Annotated in this window: 13 protein-coding genes and 1 pseudogene; 8 read left to right on the forward strand and 6 right to left on the reverse strand. The window is 44.8% G+C overall.

Annotation, left to right across the window (positions count from 1 at the left end; translation table 11 throughout):
- Nucleotides 1-493: 493 nt before the first annotated feature.
- The 7 genes from ACO0K1_RS10940 (at nt 494) to ACO0K1_RS10970 (ending at nt 9805) form a co-directional block, all read left to right on the forward strand.
- On the forward strand, nt 494-3802 hold the full coding sequence (locus ACO0K1_RS10940) for a PilC/PilY family type IV pilus protein (protein WP_423025588.1): 3309 nt from the start codon (nt 494-496) through the stop codon (nt 3800-3802).
- Nucleotides 3803-4243: 441 nt separating this feature from the next.
- Nucleotides 4244-4900 (forward strand): RNA polymerase sigma factor, encoded by a 657-nt coding sequence (locus ACO0K1_RS10945; RefSeq protein WP_423025590.1) that lies wholly within the window; start codon nt 4244-4246, stop codon nt 4898-4900.
- Nucleotides 4897-5880, forward strand: coding sequence for a FecR family protein (locus ACO0K1_RS10950; protein ID WP_423025592.1), 984 nt, complete (start codon nt 4897-4899; stop codon nt 5878-5880). The genes ACO0K1_RS10945 and ACO0K1_RS10950 overlap by 4 nt, the downstream gene beginning before the upstream one ends.
- Nucleotides 5881-5999: 119 nt before the next feature.
- Nucleotides 6000-6137 carry a hypothetical protein gene (locus tag ACO0K1_RS10955; RefSeq protein ID WP_423025594.1) on the forward strand — a complete coding sequence of 46 codons (138 nt, stop codon included), beginning with the start codon at nt 6000-6002 and terminating at the stop codon, nt 6135-6137.
- Between the two features lie 249 nt (nt 6138-6386).
- The gene (locus ACO0K1_RS10960; protein WP_423025596.1) at nt 6387-8318 is read left to right on the forward strand and encodes a collagen-binding domain-containing protein; all 1932 of its coding nucleotides are present in this window, start codon (nt 6387-6389) and stop codon (nt 8316-8318) included.
- Nucleotides 8319-8528: 210 nt separating this feature from the next.
- A complete protein-coding gene (locus tag ACO0K1_RS10965; protein ID WP_423025598.1) occupies nt 8529-8747 on the forward strand; it encodes a hypothetical protein in 219 nt (72 codons plus the stop codon).
- A gap of 464 nt (nt 8748-9211) precedes the next feature.
- Nucleotides 9212-9805: a hypothetical protein gene (locus ACO0K1_RS10970; RefSeq protein WP_423025600.1), complete on the forward strand. Its 594-nt coding sequence runs from the start codon at nt 9212-9214 to the stop codon at nt 9803-9805.
- A 15-nt stretch (nt 9806-9820) separates the two neighbouring features.
- On the opposite strand, the pseudogene ACO0K1_RS10975 reads toward ACO0K1_RS10970, so the two are convergent.
- From ACO0K1_RS10975 to ACO0K1_RS10985, 3 genes and pseudogenes are all read right to left on the reverse strand, one after another.
- A pseudogene (locus ACO0K1_RS10975) lies at nt 9821-10263 on the reverse strand (uracil-DNA glycosylase family protein).
- 244 nt (nt 10264-10507) lie between these two features.
- Nucleotides 10508-10969 (reverse strand): YHS domain-containing (seleno)protein, encoded by a 462-nt coding sequence (locus tag ACO0K1_RS10980; protein WP_423025602.1) that lies wholly within the window; start codon nt 10967-10969, stop codon nt 10508-10510.
- Between the two features lie 34 nt (nt 10970-11003).
- Nucleotides 11004-11549: a carboxymuconolactone decarboxylase family protein gene (locus ACO0K1_RS10985; protein ID WP_423025604.1), complete on the reverse strand. Its 546-nt coding sequence runs from the start codon at nt 11547-11549 to the stop codon at nt 11004-11006.
- A 114-nt stretch (nt 11550-11663) separates the two neighbouring features.
- Here ACO0K1_RS10985 and ACO0K1_RS10990 point away from each other — a divergent pair, with 114 nt between their 5' ends.
- Nucleotides 11664-12494, forward strand: a complete 831-nt coding sequence (locus ACO0K1_RS10990; RefSeq protein WP_423025606.1) for an AraC family transcriptional regulator — start codon at nt 11664-11666, stop codon at nt 12492-12494.
- A gap of 13 nt (nt 12495-12507) precedes the next feature.
- Here the strand turns inward: ACO0K1_RS10990 and ACO0K1_RS10995 are convergent, their stop codons facing one another.
- From ACO0K1_RS10995 to ACO0K1_RS11005, 3 genes are read right to left on the reverse strand one after another with little or no spacing between them, the layout of a single operon-like run.
- Nucleotides 12508-13752: an ATP-binding protein gene (locus ACO0K1_RS10995; RefSeq protein WP_423025608.1), complete on the reverse strand. Its 1245-nt coding sequence runs from the start codon at nt 13750-13752 to the stop codon at nt 12508-12510.
- Nucleotides 13745-15448: a CheR family methyltransferase gene (locus ACO0K1_RS11000; protein ID WP_423025610.1), complete on the reverse strand. Its 1704-nt coding sequence runs from the start codon at nt 15446-15448 to the stop codon at nt 13745-13747. Before ACO0K1_RS11000 ends, ACO0K1_RS10995 begins: the two co-directional genes overlap by 8 nt.
- Nucleotide 15449: 1 nt before the next feature.
- Entirely contained in the window at nt 15450-19106 is a 3657-nt protein-coding gene (locus tag ACO0K1_RS11005) for a response regulator (RefSeq protein ID WP_423025612.1), read from the reverse strand.
- Between the last annotated feature and the right edge of the window lie 376 nt (nt 19107-19482).

A 19482-nucleotide genomic window follows, 5' to 3' on the forward strand; every position in this document is an offset into this window, starting at 1 on the left:
TTGGGTGAGATGTGTGTAGTTCATTATGCAATTTCGACTGGCCGGTCAAAAAGGCACAAATGCTATCGCATCTTGCCCTCATTAACCGGTACCGTTCATAAATTGCACTTCATCCTAGAATTCGCCAGTTATTTTTAAAAATTTTTTAAAAATAATAAAATTGCAATAAAACGTACTTCAACAACATTTTGCAATTGTTGTCTTTTCCTGATGGGGGGTTTGTTTATAGAATCCGTCTTAGTTAAAAGCGATCCAAAAATGATCAAATATTAATGATTGTTTAGAAACCACCATTTTTTTGGTTTGGCAATAGCTTGCTTTCTGTGGATGGAGTTTGTAAGACTGTAGTGCTATTTTATTGTGGTGATGTTCATGTCTTCAATCATCTGGCTAATGCGAGATCGCTCCTCTTCATCATTTGAAAATTCAACAATTTTATAATTTGATGAGAACTTACATGCATATGCGTTCTTAAATAAAAAGGTACACCACAATGAGGTCAGATAAGTCGATTTATCTTTACATGAGCGGCTTGATTGCACTGCTGGCACCTTTTTGCGTTATTGCGCAGCAGGTGGTTGTCAGTGACACGTTAACAGGCGCATCCTCGTCTGTGGCATGGCAAACTTTTGGCGACGCCTGTCTGACCGCTGGCGATGGATCAGCGAGCACAATTCCTGCTTGTACAGCAACAAATAAGTCTGGATATGCCCATGTGGGTGGCGCGAATGGCGTATTGCCCGACCCGATCGGACAAGGAGCATTGCGCCTGACGAATGGTGGGAATGACATACAACGAACCGGACAAATTGTTTCAACATCGCGATTTAATACTACCCAAGGTGTTCAAGTTACCTTTACCACCGTGACTTATGGCGGCAATGGATTGAATGGCACTGGTGCCGACGGCATGGCGTTTTTTCTTGTAGACGGGAGTTACCTTACTCCTCGCACCTCGGATATGGTGTTGGGTTCTGCTGGTGGTAGTCTTGGTTATAGTTGCGCAAATAACAGAACCGACAGCCACGGTACAAACGGTGGTTATCTTGCGGTGGCGATGGATGAATTTGGTAATTTCCCCAACCCGGGTGACAACGGTTCAGCGGGCCCCGGCTTTACCCCTGGTGCGGTCACTGTCAAAGGTGCTGGCAGTGTTTATTACCCAAGTTTATCTGCGTTATATCCAAATTATTATCCTTCAAATATCTCGCTCGCTAACATGCAGCAAGGTATTAGAAGCACTTGTTCATCAGGCTATTATCAACAGTGGAACGGATATTCATGGCAAAGCACGGGTATTCCAGCGCCCGATTATAAAATTCTAAAAAACCCGACGTTATTAAGTACAAAAATTTATAGTCAGGAGAATGTCGCCAAGCCGCTACGAAGTCTGGCAACGCCAATTACGTATGACTTGAAAATCACGTCACAAGGGATATTGTCGCTCAACTATAGTGTTAACGGCGGCCCAAGTTCGGCGCTCATTACCAACCAAAATATTCAGGTGTCGAATGGTGCAGTGCCATCGACATTGTTATTTGGTTTTACTGCTGGTACCGGTGGCGGCTCGAACGTGCATGAAATTACGTGTTTTAAAGCGGCGCCTATTAATAGCGCGGGCGATTCGGCAGGTTCTAATGCGCAGCAAGCAGCCAAAGTTCAGGTAGGGTCTCAAATTTATCTCGCTTATTACCACCCTCTTAATTCATGGGGACAGTTGCAGGCAATTAGTCTTCTGTCTGATAGCAAAGGCAATATCACGATAAATTCAACGCCGAATTGGGACGCCCATTGTGTACTGACTGGTTGTTCATCAGGTGCGACACCGGCGACGGCGCAAGGTCCCACTACCAGAACGATTCTTAGTTCGATTCCGACGTCGTCTGGGGCGACGGGTATTCCATTTCAATACGGTAGTCTCAGTGCAACGCAAGCAAATGCCATTGGCGGCGCGGGCTCTGGCACCGATACGGGGGCTAATCGGGTGAGTTTTATACGCGGGGATAGGACGAATGAAGTGAATGATTCGGGCGTGGGGCCTTATCGTATTCGCACCGGTGTCTTAGGCGATATTATGGCTTCCAGCCCGATATGGGTCGGTGCGCCGACAGTTCCGAATGTCATACCGACCACAGATGCGCTCTACAGCAAGGTATTGCCTGGGTATAGTTCTTATTCGAATTTTGCAACGAAGTACGCCGCCCGAACCAGTATTGTGTATGTCGGTGCGAATGATGGGATGCTACATGGATTCAGAGCTGGGAATCCGAATGATGGAAAAGAATTAATTGCTTATGTTCCAAATGCCGTCGTTAACAGTATCCATTCGTCAAATGTTACTCTGGACTATTCTTCGCCGAGTTACGCACACAACAGTTATATTGACGCAACACCCGGCACAGGTAGCCTTTATTACGCGAATGCGTGGCATACCTGGGTAGTGGGGGGATTAGGTGCCGGCGGTAATTCTAATGGCACCATAAACGATGTCGTTAGTACAGGGAACGGCGTGCTTTATGCCATTGACGTGACAGATCCGACAACATTTGCAGAAAGTAACGCCGCCAAATTAGTCATAGGTGAATGGAGTTCTTCTAATATTAGCTGTGTCAACGATGCGAATTGCAAGACAAAGTTAGGCAACATTTTTGGTACACCCGTTGTCAGAACGTTGCACGATGGTAATTTTGCTGTCATCTTTGGCAATGGCAGAAATAGTGCAAACGGTACCGCCGGTATTTTTGTGATGTCAGTTAATAGTGGTACAGGTGCTATTACATTTAACTACTTTGATACTAATTCCGGCAGCGCAAGCAATATGAATTGGATAGATTTTGTGACGCCGGCTGACCTTGATAGCGATGGTGTTGTTGATTACGTGTATGCGGGCGATGCGTACGGTCAGGTATGGCGTTTAGATTTAACGAGCAACGATCCTACCAAATGGGCGATGGGACCAAAACTCTTTACGACCCCGAGCGGACAGCCTATTACGACCAAAATTTTAGTCACTTCTTCTCAGCAGGCAAAAGGGAATAATCGCATTATTCTGAACTTCGGAACAGGTGTGCAGTATCCTCAAACCCTCTCCAGTGCGAGTACCTATGCATCTGGTACACAGGCCTTATATGGTATTTGGGATTGGAATATGTCTGCCTGGAATAAATTGGGCTCATCTCCTTTTGCCTCTTTAAGTAGTTCCCAAAGTTTTACCGCGAGCGATTTGCAAACTCAGACGATATCAAGCTACAGCGGCGGGACGGGCGGTGTTTCTGGTTACAGGACGGTCACGCAAAATCCAGTTTGCTGGTCGGGTTCTACCACTTGCAGTTCGTCAAACAATCAATTTGGATGGAAGATGTCATTGCCTGGTGCTGGAGAACAAATTATTTATAATCCAGTGATTCAAAACGGTGGTTTATTTGTTAATACAACAATTCCGGCTGTTAACCAGGTATTGAGTTGTTCTACCCAACCAGCATCTGGTTTTACGATGGCATTAGCGCCAGATACGGGCGGGGCGCCGGTAGCTTCCTATTTCTCGACCGCCGCACTGAACGCCGGTATCTCGCTTCCTTCTGGGGCAGTCATTGCAGGGTTGGGATTGAGTGGCACAGGAACGCCGACGTTTGTCACCTCAACGGGGACTAGCTCGAATAATTCGGGAAGCAGCGGAAGCACCGGTTCAATTAGTCAGCAGTCGATGGTGCAGCAAAACACGTCCGGTACTGGCAGCGCAACGACAATCGATCAAGCCGGGTCGTCCACTGGCAAACGAATGACCTGGGTGAAATTGCGCTGATTTTCCATAAGGTGGATTGAATAGCGGAAAGGCGTCGTGCATATGTTTGCATGACGCTCCGTTACGGGCTGGCAAATCATTGTCTAGTTTGTCAGCGGTTATATAAACTTGAAATCTTGTTACACATAATCATTCGTCTTGAAATTTGATTATGCTTGCCTATAGTAAATCTTGAACTGCCCGTTTTGGTGCGGCGGTTATCCATCGAAAAAGCGACTTCACACATGGTGCTGAAGTCATCAAAAAAAATATTATTTTGGCCTGCGGAAATACAAATGAAGTTCGTCTTAGTTTTTAAGCGCAAACTAAGCACAAACTCGTTTGAGTAAAGATGCCATCAGCGAGCACATAAATGCCGGGGAAAGTAGAGACTAGATTGCAACAAACGACATTATTGGTGCCATGGTTTCCTCTATGCCCAAGTAGCGCGAATGAGAAAAAATGAGCTCGCTTATTGAGTCGGAAGGGGTTACTTCTCAGCCGTCTGGGGTAGCTGTCGGCGTCGAAGCTCGTCACGTTCTTAAAATGGCGCTTGTTGACGATTGGTTCGTTGAACATGTATTGCCATTGGAGCCGGCGCTGATGCGTATGTTGCGTAATCATTGGCGCCAATCTGATGAATTAGAAGATTTCCGCCAAGATATTTATGTTCGGATTTACAATCATGCTTTGCAGCAAGGTTTGCCCGAAAATACCGCCGCATTTTTATTTGCAACGGCAAAGAATTTGATTATTGATCATGTCCGGCGTTCGCGTGTGGTGACGATGGAGTCGATGGCTGAGGTAGACGGTTTAGCTTTGGCGAGTGCGAATGAATTAACGCCGGAAAGAATTACCAGTGCTCGTGAAGAAATAAATTTATTACAAGCGGCTGTTGATGACCTTCCTCCCAGGTGTCGTGAGGTTGTGAAATTACGCAAAATTGAAGGCTGCTCTCAGCGCGTAATCGCAGAACACTTAGGTATCACAGAGAGTACGGTGGAGAAGCATTTAAAACATGGATTGTTCGTACTGGCACAAGTACTTTATGAGCAGGGAATAGAAGTGGTTCGGCGCTATGGTTTAACACGCCAGCGTAACGAGGAAAATGACGCATGAGAGAAGCAGAGCGTATCCAGTCTGAGGCCTCAACATGGATCATTCGCCGTGATGCAGGGTTGTGGTCTTCTCAGGATCAACAAAATTTAGATATTTGGCTGGCGTCCAGTGTCGCACATCGTGTTAGCTACTTGCGCTTGGATGCCGCCTGGAAGCGCGCGGATCAGTTGGAAGTTTTGCGCGAATCGGTGAAGCCCGCGAAACCTGCCCCATTCAAATCACCCTGGCGTCTAGAGCGCAGCTGGCGCAATCTGCCTATTGGATTGCTGACTTTGTGTCTGGTTGCGATGATCGGTTACCGTGGTTTGATGACGATGCAGCCTGCGGGCATTCTGGATGCACAATTCAATACCCAAGTTGGTGATCGCCAAGTGGTTAATTTAGCTGATGGCTCACATCTGACATTAAATACAAATACGCAGTTACGCACTAAATTTAACAATAATCAACGGCGGGTCTGGCTGGATCGCGGTGAAGTATTTTTTGATGTTGCGCATGATGCCAGTCGACCATTTATTATTATGGCGGGTGATCAACGTGTGAGGGTTCTGGGGACACGTTTTTCAGTGCGCCGGGATAAAGATGACGTCATCGTCTCGGTGAGCTCCGGTCGGGTTGAGGTGGTACCGAATGTGTCAAAACCTGATTCTGATCTGAATGCCGAAGTGGTCAGAGATAATGATGCGCTTGCCATTCATGGCGAAGAAGTTATTCGTTCGATCAAAACCCCTCAACAAATGAAGCAAGCTTTGGCGTGGCAACAAGGGCGTCTTATCGCCGATAATTTGCCATTGGGCACCATCGCTGCAGAGCTCAATCGCTACAATAACAAACAAATAAGTATTGATCCTGCGGTGGCTAATTTGCAAATTGCTTGTAATTTTGAATTGCGGAATGTCGATGCATTTACTGCTGTATTACGTGAAGGCTTGGGACTGAAAATTACAGTAAAAGGTAATCAAGTCAGTATTTCAAAATAATTTAACATTCGTTATAGATTTCTTTTGCAAAAAACGTGCGGATTCTTTAAAGCACTTCGTCTTAGTAGAAGTAGGAAAAATTAAATTTTTATTCTATTTCTGTAAAAAGAGAAAATGCCATGAAGAGACAAACCGTCGCAACAGCGTATCTTCCACGCTCGGCGCCAGCCTGCGCCATGTCGTTGCTAAGTGTGTATGCACTCCCTCTGGCAACTAAATTTCCTAAAGACAATTTTAAGTTTCTTCAGCGTGTTTAATCGCAGAACCGAGCCACGCAGTGATTCGTAATGCGGTTGTTATCGAAGGCATCTCCGCAAAAGACGTTAGCGGTAATTTGCTCGCCAACCAGGCGCGCAAGTTTCTGAAAGTAACTGACCTGCATGTGTGTTCAAACGTCTCACTTCAATCCGTCAGAGATCCGATACGTTCAGAATTTGCCTTAATGCAAAAAATTATTAAATATCGACAGCTTTTGTCGGGAATTTATCTCATCAGGAATATCAAACATGCCATCAGCAAATGCCACAGTGAACGCCACAGTGAACGCTGCAACTAAGCCAGCAACATTGCATGTTAATTTGGGGATTGCAGGTCAATTTAATGCCTTTGTTTTTTCGAATTTCACAAGTTACAGTAGCAACACTAAAGGTACCTTGGCCGTTGGTGGGAATGTAGATGTACAAAATTATTCGATTAATGACGTCTACGCATCTAATTCACGTGTTGCTGTGATCGTTGGCCGTGACGTCAATTTTGATGCGGGCAGTTTTATCGGTCAGATAGACTATTCTGGAAGTGCGAGCGTTACTCGCATTGATCTTAAGGATGTTTCACAGCATAGCCCGACCGCAGCGATTGATTTTTCGGCTGAAAAAAACGTTCTGGGTACACTCTCATCGCAACTTAGTGCAGCACCAGCCAACGGTAAAGCCGTGTTCTTATATGGTGGCGTGCAATTCATTGGTGATGGCACAAATAATCCTCAGGTCTTCGATGTCACGGCAGCGCAAATGGCCAATGTCACTTACGGCAGCTTTAGCAATTTATCACCTGGTCAGACCGTCATTGTCAATATTAGTGGCGATAGCGTTAGCTTTCTTGGCGGTTGGACTAATGGGATGACTATCTATAACGCGTTGTATAACTTAAGTAGTGCAACAAATATCACTATTGATACCAACGTTTATGGAAGCATCTTGGCACCCAATGCGACAGTGAATGGCGGCCAAGGTGTTATCAATGGCAACGTCATCGTTCATGCCTGGAATTCCGGGATTCAAATTAATTCCAATGACTATTTCCAGGCAGTGACGATTCCAGTGAATGGCATTACTGCGCCGACAGTCGTGATTACGACACACTCGGGTGTTGTGCAAAATGGTGGTGTCACCAATGATGTATCGCCAGTGATTAGCGGAACAGGTGTCATCGGTCATAGGGTGACTGTCAAGGATGGTACTACCGTGCTTGGCACGTCCGTGGTCGCCAACAATGGTACTTGGGCATTAACACTGAACACGCCTCTCATCAATGGCTTGCAGGCAATTTCGGTCACTCAAGCTGATAAAAACGGTAATGTTAGTCCGGCTATAAACTTCAGCTTTACTGTAGATACGATTGCTTATGGTGCACCAACAGTGGTGATCACTAACCCATCTCAACATGGTGTTTTGACTGCGGCGAGTATTGGCCCAAGCGGCATGCCAGGAGCAGGTCACATTAATCTGCTCATCAGCTTGCCAGGCAATGCCTCAGCAGGTGATATTTTGACGATGGTCGATCAGGCTGGCAATCAAGTGACTCAAGGATTGACGGCGGCTCATATTACTGTAGGGGTTGTCACGTTGTTAGGGAATTTTTTGGCGCCTGCCCCAGGCACGAACTTCAAAGTTGTCGCAACATTAACCGATTCAGCTGGGAATGTATCCCACCCAGGTTCGACCAGCGCATTGATTCAAAATGTGATCCCTGGCGCACCAAGTGTGACGGTGAGCACGCCTTCTGGCACTGTTGCTCATGGCAGTAGGACGAAGGTAACTACACCAACGGTTAGTGGTTCCGGCATCGCAGGTAATATCGTGGTCGTTAAAGACGGAAACACTGTACTTGGATCAATCTTCGTTGACATTAACGGCAATTGGAAGTTGCCTTTGATTAAGCCATTGGCGAATGGCATACAAGCGATTTCGGTAACGCAAACTGATGCCTACGGGAACACCAGCGTAGCAGCCATAACCAATTTCACGGTAGATACTGTGACGGAAAACGCACCAACAGTGGCCATCACAAACCTTAGTCAAAACGGTGTATTGACTACTGCACATATGGCACCAAACAATGCGATCAATCTGCAAAAGTGGCTGGACAAAATGCGTTATGCGCAAATAGTGACATCGGCAGCATTTCCGGTTCTGGCACCTTTGCGTCGAGTGGATTGAGTGGCCCGCCACCTCGTTTATTATTCAGGTACTGGCAACTAGCAGTCTATGGGTTGCCTGCCATTGTTAACGGCAGGACCGTCAGCAACCCAAGATAGAATGGTGCAACGTGAATGGCACCCGGCTAAGTTCAGGCTGGTCTCTGGTGTTGTCGGTTTTGGGATCAATCAACTGCTGAAGTAGCGCTATCACATAGCACTAACCTGGTCCATGTCGCATTCTCTTGTGAGTGAAGTACAGACCAGAGTTGATCAGCAACGTACCAGATATCTGTGCAAGTTATTACGTGAGGTCGGTTGGCAGCCCGAAGAAGCAGATACCTTGGGCAACTGGACGTATTGGGCATTCATTGGTTTTTCTAATCAGCCGGATCCGTCAATCGATGAAAAGCAGCTGCAACTCATTCTTGCCGTATTAAAGCCGCGTTGATTTTGCATTAATTCTGCATTTTTTTTGCTGCCTTGTTCAAGTGCCAAGCCTTTCATTGGCAGAGAATAAAATCAGTCAACAAAGGAAGCAGAAAAATAAAAATGACGCATCGCAAATTTTCAACCGTCCCTCTGCTTGGTAAATGCAAAGAAATCAAGTGGCTCGCTAGAATGGCGCATTGCTTATTCAAAATTCGGCAAAATTCGGCAAAATTCGGCCAAATTCGCCAATTTGATCTCTGTCCGCTTAAAATGACAAATCGACACGCGCCACGTGGTAACAATTTGTCACAGCTTAATCATGTGCCAAAGGATAGGGATAAAATCTAACTACAATGCGAATTTCTAGTCATTGATTGGCTTCTGGCATTACACACAGTAAAAAGTGCGTCCTTGCTCAACATTAATCTAAGGACGCAACGTTTGCTGCAATAAGAGTGAATTTCAACCTAGTAATAAAACTATATGAAATACTTAAAATTTGCGTGGACTTCTTCGCTGGTTTATTCGTTGGTTATTTGCTTGCTTTCGGCTTGCGGAGGAACTTTTGAAGGCACAATCGGCGGCGTTGTCACAGGCTTGTCAGGCGGTACCACAGTGACATTGCTTAATAATGGTACTGATTCATTGACGGTGAATGCGAATGGGAATTTCACTTTTGCAAAAAAAATCTCAGCCGGTGCCGCCTATAACGTTACCGTGACGAACCAACCTATCAATGAAACCTGTACCGTCAGCAATGGGTCGGGAAATATCAGTAATTTCAATAGTTCTAACGTTACCAATATCACCGTAAATTGCCTTGCAAATATCTCAAATAATAATTACGTCTATGGCAACGTGACTGGGCTTGCCAGCGGCAAGAGTGTGATCCTATCGAATAATGGTACGGATAGTTACACCAGCACTGGCGGTAGTTTTATATTTCCCAAGCCGCTCTCCACTGGTTCGAGTTACCTGGTCACTGTTTCTACACAACCTATAGGACAAACTTGTACGGTAAGCAATGGGTCTGGTTTGGTGGGTAGTGGCGTTATTGTGCAGATAACCTGTCAATAAATTTTTCTATTTGCGCTACTTTTGTAGAATTTGCGTAACCCGTTTTTTTAGCTCAGGTAAAACTTCTTCACCGAACCATGGGTTTTGCTTGAGCCAAATATTATTCCTGGGACTTGGATGTGCAAGTGGTAATAGGTGCGGCCAGTTTTTTTTCCAGTCCAAAACTTGCTCAGTGACATTCATTTTCTGATTTGTTGGTAAGTGCCACTCCATCGCATATTGACCGATAACCAAGGTCAATTCAATCAGCGGAAGCTGAGCAAGCAATTGGTCACGCCATTGTGGTGCACATTCTTTGCGCGGTGGTAAGTCACCCGATTTACCGGTACCTGGAAAACAAAATCCCATAGGAAGTATCGCGATTTTTTTTCATCGTAAAATTCTTCTTTACTGACGCCCATCCATTCACGCAACCGGTCGCCACTGGCATCATCAAAAGGAATTCCTGATTGTTGCACTTTATTACCAGGTGCCTGCCCCGCAATCAGAATGCGAGCTGTCGGATGGACTTGTACTATTGGTCGCGTTCTGTGTGGCAAATACTCCTGACATAAAGTACAAGAGCGCACTTCTGACAACAGTTTGTCGAGCTTTGTTTTGGCCATTGTCCTTGATTCCTATTTTTGAGCCTACACGGGTACTGAGAAAGTCAAAAAGGGTAGATGCAGTTTTCGCTGATCTACCCAATAACATACAATCAAATTACAGCTCAGATGGTTTTTTCTTCGCGATGATTTTCCAATTGTCATTAGCGTCAGCGATTCGTCCAGGTACGTTCTGTAACCAGATAGAACGAACTTTTGCATCCAGATTTAAATACAATTTTCCATCGACAATATCAAACTGTTCTGGGTCGGCGACAAATTTTTTGTTCACTGATACTCCGAAAGCGCAATAACCCCCGTATTGCGGCAGAAATTTTTCGGGATTGGCTTCAAAGTTCTTTTTATTGTCGTCTGTCGCAAATAAATAAGTGACACCATTGAATTCAGTTAAGTGGTTGCCATTGCCACGCTGTGGTTTTTCTTGAGTGAAGTACGTCGTCAAATCGTAACCGCCAGCCCCGACAACATTGTTTGTGATGCTGTTAGCATAACTTGGTGCTGCGACCAATACGGTCAACATAGCAGAAATGGCAAATAGGAAGCGTTTCAATATATTCATGATTAATCTCCAATAACTTCGGCTAGTGGTGGTTTTAAGAATTTAATTCCAAAGCAACAACCGGAAAATCAATCACGGTTCTGGCAACGTTATTGGTGTAATTGGTGAAGGTCGTTGCAACGACATTCGCGATAATCTCTAGCAAGTCTGCTTCACTTAGACCGTTTGCTTTGAATTGATCGAGTACTTCAGGTGCGACGTGACCACGTTGTTCTACCAATGCCTTGGTGAAGCTGGCGATTGCCGATGCGCGGTCATTTCCTGCCTTTGCTGAACGCGCGTTAATCAACTGCTCGGCATTGAGGCCAGCATTTTTTCCGAGCAAGCTGTGTGCACTAACGCAATATTGGCAGCTGTTGGCTTGCGACGTGGCCAATGCGATGATTTCACGTTCGCTAGCGGATAAAGCACTAGTACCAATGGTTTGATTCAAACCCAGGAGGCTATTGAGCGCGGTTGGCGATTTTGCTAGCGTGGAGAACAAATTTGGGATCATGCCAATTTGTGCCTTCACAGCATTGAGCGTAGCGGCGGTAGTTGGATCAGCTTGTTCAATTGATAAAGAGTTGATGTATGTCATGGTAATTTCCTTTTTTGGTTTGATCTCTCGGCTTGAGCGACAGGACACAGAATAGGCTATACTGAAATACGTTTGTTAAACAAAAGTATTAAATTACATGCGAATCGTCCAAATATGATGAAAGATCCTCTCACACCCTTGCTGGCTCACTTTAAAGCGCAGGCGCAGCTTTTCTATTCAGGTAACTTGTGTAATGACGTTACTTTTGGCGATGATTTGGGTACGGGTTTTTTGCATCTGCTTAAAGCAGGAAGTATCAAAATGCAGGATGCAACAGGATATGCGGTGACTCTGCAGGAGCCGACTTTGGTATTTTATTCGCGTCCGCTCCAGCATAGGTTTCACCCAGCACCGAACGGTGGTGCTGATTTAGTGTGTGCCTCTATGCGATTTAAACATCAGGCTTTTAACCCTATCCTACAGGCGTTGCCGGCGCGTTTTGAATGCCCGCTAAGTTCACTAAAGGGCGTAGAAAGCTTACTAGATTTACTTTTTAAAGAAGCCTTTGACACCAAACCTGGTCGTCAAGAAGTGCTCGACAGACTGTTCGAAGTATTACTTATCGATTTGTTACGCGTGGTGTTAGTAGGACAAGAGAATGCGTCTGGCCTACTTCGAAGTTTGACGCATCCACAGATTAGCAAGGCGGTGGCGGCAATACATGCAGACCCCGCACATCAGTGGTCACTAGAGACACTAGCTGAATTGGCCGGCATGTCTCGAAGCAGCTTTGCTTCTACATTTAAAGACGAAATTGGGGACTCCCCGGGCAATTATTTAAGCCGCTGGCGCATTACGCTTTCACAGGCATTGATTCGTGAAGGCGTGCCCCTAAAGTTGGTTGCAGAGCGCGTAGGATATGTCAGTCAGGCTGGATTCTTAAGAGCCTTTAAAATTCAAATGGGAATGTCGCCCACCAGCTGGCGTAATCACCAGGAAAAATAATCTGAAATTGAGGTCAGACCGCAGCGAATTCAGGCGCAACCAATGGCACCTCCAGTGTTACAGTCGTGCCTTGGGCAGGTTGACTATTAATGCTGATGTGACCACCCAAAATTCCTTCAGTGAGGTTATAGCAGATGCTCATACCCAAGCCGTTATTGCCTTTACCCAAACGCGTTGTAAAGAACGGATCAAAAATCCGTTGTTGCGTTTCCTCTGACATCCCGCAGCCGTCATCAGAAAAACTCAATGCCACTCTTTGGTCATCGGTTTTTGCTTTTATTCGTATGTGACCTTGTGTCTTACCTTCAAATCCGTGAGTGACTGCGTTATCAAATAAAATTGCTAAAATTTGTTCTAAGGTTTCTGGATAACTGTTGAGGATAATGGCAGAGGGAATACTGATCGTCATTTTCCACCGCGATTCTTTATCACTCAGTAAAAGCAGTGTCATGGTGTTGTCGACCAGCGTTTTTAAATCAAATTGTTTTTTGCTGTCCGATTCCTGATCGACGGATATTTTTTTAAAATTCTCTACCAATTCACCAGCACGCCCCAGTCCACGCGAAATTATATTCATCGCCTGATGCGTTTGTTCCAGGTAGTCCAGCATTTGGCCACGTTTTAACGGCTCACCACTTTTCACAATATTTTCAAAGACCTGATTTTTTTCATCTAGCGTGGTGGCAACGGTCAGGCAATTGCCGATGGGTGTATTGAGTTCGTGTGCGACGACCGCAACGATTCTGCCAAGTGCCGCTAATTTTTCTGATTGAATAAGTTGCGCTTGCGTTTGTTTCAAGCGATTGAGCGTATTTTGCAACTGATCAGTGGTGCTTTGAAGCTCGCGGGTTTTTTCCCATAAATTAGTTTCACGGTCATGCAAGTGTTGGTAGTGACGAACCCGGTTAAGTAACAAATTATCGTCGATGGGTTTGGTCAGATAGTCGACTGCGCCGAGGGCGTAGCCTTCCTGAATGAATGCTTCACTGCGTAAATGTGCAGTGAGAAACACGATAGGTATCGTCCGGGTGCGTTCCATCATTTGTAGATGACGAGCAGTCTCATAGCCATTCATTTTGGGCATTTGGACGTCGAGCAAGATCAGATGTACGTTAAATTCAATACATTGCAACAAAGCATCTTCACCAGAAGTTGCTTCAAGAATTTTGATTCCTGGCAATTTGGTGAGCAATAGTTTCAGAGCAAAGATATTGTTGACATTGTCATCAACAATCAATACTAAAAAGTCTTTAGTCATTATTTTTCTCGTTGTTCCGACGATAAATTGTCGTTCCCTTTATGTAAGGCGTGAAACCAACTGAGCGAGCCAGAACATCTAAACCATCCTGGGGACCCAGCACCAGAAAACCGTCTCTATGCAAAGAAAGAAGAAAACGCTGCAATATTTTTGTTTGTAGTTCAGTGTCGAAGTAAATTAATACATTACGACAGATGATAAGCTGAAATTCATTAAAACTTCCATCGTTTACTAATGAGTGTTGATGAAAAGTGGGTAATTTCTTGCAATTATCTTTTAAACTCAGATAGCGTGAATTGACATCAATATAATTATCAAATTCCGCAGTGCCACCGGTCTGAGAATAATTACTTTGGGCAATCGCCAACTCCTCCAGGGGATAGGTTGCCGTCGCGGCAATATCTAGCAAATGTTGATTAATATCCGTCGCAAAAATACGGCACTTTTTGTCTATACCAAGTTCACTGGCCAACATTGCCAAAGAGTATGCTTCTTCTCCAGTTGCGCATCCGGCTGACCAAATCCGTATCACTGGAAAACTACTCAGGTAAGGTAAAACTTGTTGCCTTAGCTGCATAAATTGCGTCGGATGGCGAAAAAATTGTGTGACGGCGACAGACATTTCTGCCAGCATGCGTTCAAACAACGTATTGCTAGAAAGTACTGCGAGCTGGAAGTCTGCAAAACGTGGAATGTCAAATCTCGTCATCAAATTGCTGATTCGACGTTCGATGCTTCCCCGATGATAATTTTTGAAATTAAAGCCAAATTGCACCTCAATCGCGTGGAGAAAACCGTTCAACTTACTCTCATTGATGTCGTGTGCATCGCTGACCAAATAAGCCGACAAAATGCTGGCGATAACATGATGTGGAAAAACATAATGATGATGGCCAGCCTGTTTAATTGAGTCTGGCATACTGGTTGCACCCATGCACTCTGTTGAGTCCTCGACAATGACGCAACCTCCTGCATGCTTCAATGCAGCACATCCGGCGACACCATCTTTGCCTAAGCCACATAAAACGACAGCCGTTGCTTTTGTGCCATATTCAAAGGCAACTGATTCGAGTAGCACATCTATCGATGGACGCGAGAACTGAATTTTTTTATCTTGCGTCAAATAGATAAAGCCGTGGGCAACTTTCATGTGGTGGCCTGGCGGCGCGACATAGATTGTTGCCGGTTCAATGCGGCACATCTGATGCGGCATTAGCACGGTGTAATCGGTCTTTGTTCGCAGCAAGGTGTCCAGTAAATTAACTTGATTTTCTAAGACATGTTGCAACACAAAAATACTGCTATCAGATGATGGAAGCTGCTCGACGATATACAAAATTTTATCGAGACTATTCGCCGATCCCGCAATGACAAGTGCCTCGCATTTCAAATTTTTTCTCAGTCCATTTTCCACATTTACAACTTGAACAGGCAAATTGAGACGCATAAGTCGTTGACCCAACAGACTGTGATACGCGACGACTTTAAAGGAGGGACGTGTATCAGCACACTCTCTCAGTACGGCAAGAATATCTGCCCTGAGATGATCCGCATCGTAAAACTCAACTTGCAATAATTCCTGGCGTCCGACAGCCATTATCGCGGTCTTAAATTCCTGAAACTCTGCATCACTTTGAATATTGTCGAGTACACAAATGCGTCGGCCATTTTCAGTCTGACGAATGAGAATTTCCACCTTAATTTTGTCCCTTTATCGAAATCCATTTTTTGGAAATCTGAATCAAATCATCGAAATCGACAGGTTTGGACAAGTAATCGTTGGCACCAACTTCAAGAATTTTTTGCTTGTCTTGTGGCATCGCTTTGGCTGTTAGTGCAACGATGGGAATATTAAGCAAATGAGGGTTCGCGCGAACTGCGGCGATAACCTCGAAGCCATCCATCTCAGGCATCATAATATCCATCAAGATCAGGTCAACACCATTTTTTTCGAGCAGGTTTAATGCAAGTTTTCCATTAATTGCACAGATCACTTTTGCGCCATATTGTTCCAGTGCCGCCGTGACGGCAAACAGATTACGTGGATCGTCATCAACAACCAAAATGGTATGGCCCGCAAACTCTTTTAATTTAGTTCCAGCGGGACTTTTCAATTGTTTGATCGCCGGTGTTTGTCTCACTTCGCTTAGAAAACGCTCAATATTTTCTTGTAATCTGAATTCTGCCTGACCAGTATTGATAATGATGCAGTCCGAATATCGATGCAAGACGGCTTCTTGCTCTTCACTTAGGTCGTGAAGGCTGAAAAAGATAAGCGCAGTATTTGTATGGCTGTGCTTGGTCGCATTGGCAATTTCAACCGCACGTTGTATCGTGATGTTACTGACATCAATAATCGCAATGCTCCAAACGCGTTCTCTTAACACCGCAGAAATATCCTGGACAGCCTGTATTTCCTGCAAGTGCTTACCTTCACTGTCGGGATAAGGCGTTAATAATTTTTGTATATCGTGCAAGCTAATGCCGCCACTACTGATGGTCAAAACAGATTGCGTTGTATCGTTACGGACGAATGACAGCAGCGTCGCCTCTGCTTCGATGAGCTGACTTTCATTGGCTGGCTTTTGTAAATAGCCAATGCTTTTGCTTAGATGCCGGGCTTCGCTATGGTCTCGGGCCGAGACGATGTAAATTGGAATAGTAGCCAGATCGCGTGTCGATTTAATTTTTTCTAGTACCTCCGTGCCTTCCATATCTGGCAGGCCTAAGTCTAGCAAGATGCCAGATGGTTGATAGGTATGGGCCATCGCAATCCCTTGCGCAGCATTTTCTGCCAGAATCGTTTTGTAACCTAGCCGGCGATTAATGGTTAAAAGGGCAAAGCCAAACGCCGGATCGTCATCGATCAGCAAGATCACTTGATCGCCTTCTTTTAAGGTCCAACGATCATCAACGATGGTTTGGATTGGTGATGCGACTGATGTTGAGGGAATCGCGGAGGCATTTTTAATTTTATTGACCCAACCTACTGGGGCTTCGGGCAGAAAGACTGAGAAAGTGCTTCCTTGATTCGCAATACTTTGAATTTCAATGGTGCCGCCGAGTAAATTGGCAATACTACGGCTAATGGTTAAGCCTAACCCAGTACCACCGAATTCCCTGGAAGTAGAGCCGTCCGCCTGTCTGAATGCCTCGAAGATCACAGCTTGCTTTTCTGGCGGGACGCCAATTCCCGTGTCAATAACGCTCAGACAGATAGGCAAGTGTCCACCAGGACGTCGTGATAATTTCAGAGTCACGCTACCTTGCTTCGTAAATTTAAATGCATTCGACAAAAGGTTGCGCAGGATTTGAGCAAGTTTGTCAGGATCACTGATAAAGTCTCCTTGTAACTGATCCTCGACAATAAATTTCAGATTTTTCTCGTCAGCCTGCGCATTGAACAGGTCTTGCAAATAGGACGTAAATGAAGAAACTACAATTTCTGAATAAGCAATATCCATGTGTCCTGCTTCGATTTTTGATAAATCAAGCACGTCATTGATTAATGCTAATAAGTCTTTGCCAGAGCGCAGAATGACCTCAGCCCGCTTGACATCGTCTGGAGATAAATGATGGTCATTATTCGTCGCCATAATTTTGGACAGCAAAATGATCGCATTTAATGGCGTGCGTAATTCGTGCGACATATTGGCTAAAAATTCAGATTTGTAGCGGCCTGAATTTTCCAGATCTTTGGCTTTGATATCGAGTTCAAGTTTCGACTGTTTTAAGGCTTGATTATTTTGTTCCAGTATCAGCTGTTGCTCTTCCATCTGCGCATTTGCTTGACGTAATTCTTCGCTTTGCTGTTGCAATTGTTGTTGTTGTTCTTCCATTTGCGCATTGGCTTCTTGCAATATTTCACTCTGCCTGCGCGCGTCTTGTTCTGCTGCAGTCGTTTTTGCAAGTAATTGACGAATACTGTCGCGTTGCTCTGCAACGTATAGGAATGACGCGATGATTCCACAGGCATTTGCTAGCAGTTCCAGTTCTACGCTTTCCAATTTTATAAAACTAGCAAGTTCGATCACACCTAACAAGGCATCTTCTCTCAGCAGTGGATAGGTATAGGTATACAGTGGTTTGTTGCTGGTCGTCCCCGTTACAATAGGTGCCGCGTCATTGCTGACAGTGGCCAGAATGATCGGTTTGCGTTCTAGCGCAACTTGTCCGATCGCACCTTCTCCGAGCTTACACCGTGAACCCAGATGGTCACACTCCGTGTACATATAACTGCCCATTAAATCTAATACGTCTTCTTCATGATGACGTAAATAAATGACGCCACGCCCGGCATTCAAATAGCGCGACAAAATACTGATGCTGAGGCTGGTTAATTCTTGAATCGAGTAGTCGCCTGTCAGCGCTGTAGTAAGTTGGCTACTGCCGTCTTTGAGCCAATTGCGCTGGTCATCGTTTTGTTTAGAGGCACGCAACAAATTGGTCATGCTATTGATCGATAGACTCAGTCGGTCATGCTCAGATAAAACTCTGACCTGTTTGGTAAAATCTCCTTTACCAATCATATCGGTCTGTATTGCCAGATCTTCCAAATTTTTTACTAGTCCTCTGACATTCCCCAAAAGGCTGTTTGCTGCCGCTTTATCCAGATCGTGGCTAATCCTCAAATCACCGGTAGCAACGCGACTGACCAGGTTGGTAACGTGCTGCGGATCGCCACCTAGCGTTTTGAGTATTGCGTTAGATGTAAATATACTGATTGTCGTGATCAATATCAGAATCATGACCGAGATAAAACTTCCTAACAGTAATGCGCGATTTTTGGATTCTTCAGCCGCTCTGGCGCCGTCATTGCCTAATTTGACGTTATAGAGAATTTCATCAAGCATGACGTTATTGAATTTATAGAACTGCTTATTGATTTTTTCGTCGATTAACAAGGCAGTTGCGTAGGATTTTTTTTGTGCGCGTGATTGCGCGAGAATATTGTCGATTTCCGGGGATAGGTCATTCCATGTTGCTTTTAGTTCGGTGAGATAATTTTGGTCTTTTTCATCACTGACGCAACTAACATTGAGGCAACCATCGGTTTCGAATTTTTTAAAACTGCTGATGACTTCATTGCGACCCTTTATGATTTCTTCTTCTATGGAAGTTATCTTCTGCGGATCAGTATTTGCAATATGCAACCCAAGTTCAATTCGAACTTTGTTAAAACCACCACGAGCATTTACTAAATTGACCACACTGCCAATGGAGTTTGCATTTGTGTAGCTAGCTTGTTCAAATACTTTGTCGATTTCGAACAAAAGAAAACTCGCTAGTCCGCTAATGCCTATTGCGACCGCAAGAATGATTAACAGCATTTTTTGCTTCAACGTCAAAGTCATGCATTTCTCCAAAGGAGTCAGTCAATGTCGGATAACGAATTCAGTTCAATTGCTATGTCGCCTTATCCTAATAACAAGAAAGGCTGAAAAAATTTGATACGGAACGTGTGATACAGAACGGATAGAAGTCTTTTCTGGCGCCGTTGTTGGAAGCGGTCGGCAAGTGCGTATTAATGCGAGGGGCACTTCGGGTCTATTGTCAGTAAATCTCATTGGAAATGCAATAACATGTGTGGTCATTCGCACAGTAGCGTTGTTGTCTATTTGCTTTGTGGTTCGTCCCTAAGTATTTATCGTCAAGTCTGGGTATCGAATCATGATCAATAATCAATTTATCTCTGAAGTTTATTCTTACAATTTGTATTACTTTTTTGAA

Origin of the sequence: Undibacterium sp. SXout20W, from assembly GCF_049340285.1 — a bacterium.
Taxonomy (GTDB): Bacteria; Pseudomonadota; Gammaproteobacteria; order Burkholderiales; family Burkholderiaceae_D; genus Undibacterium.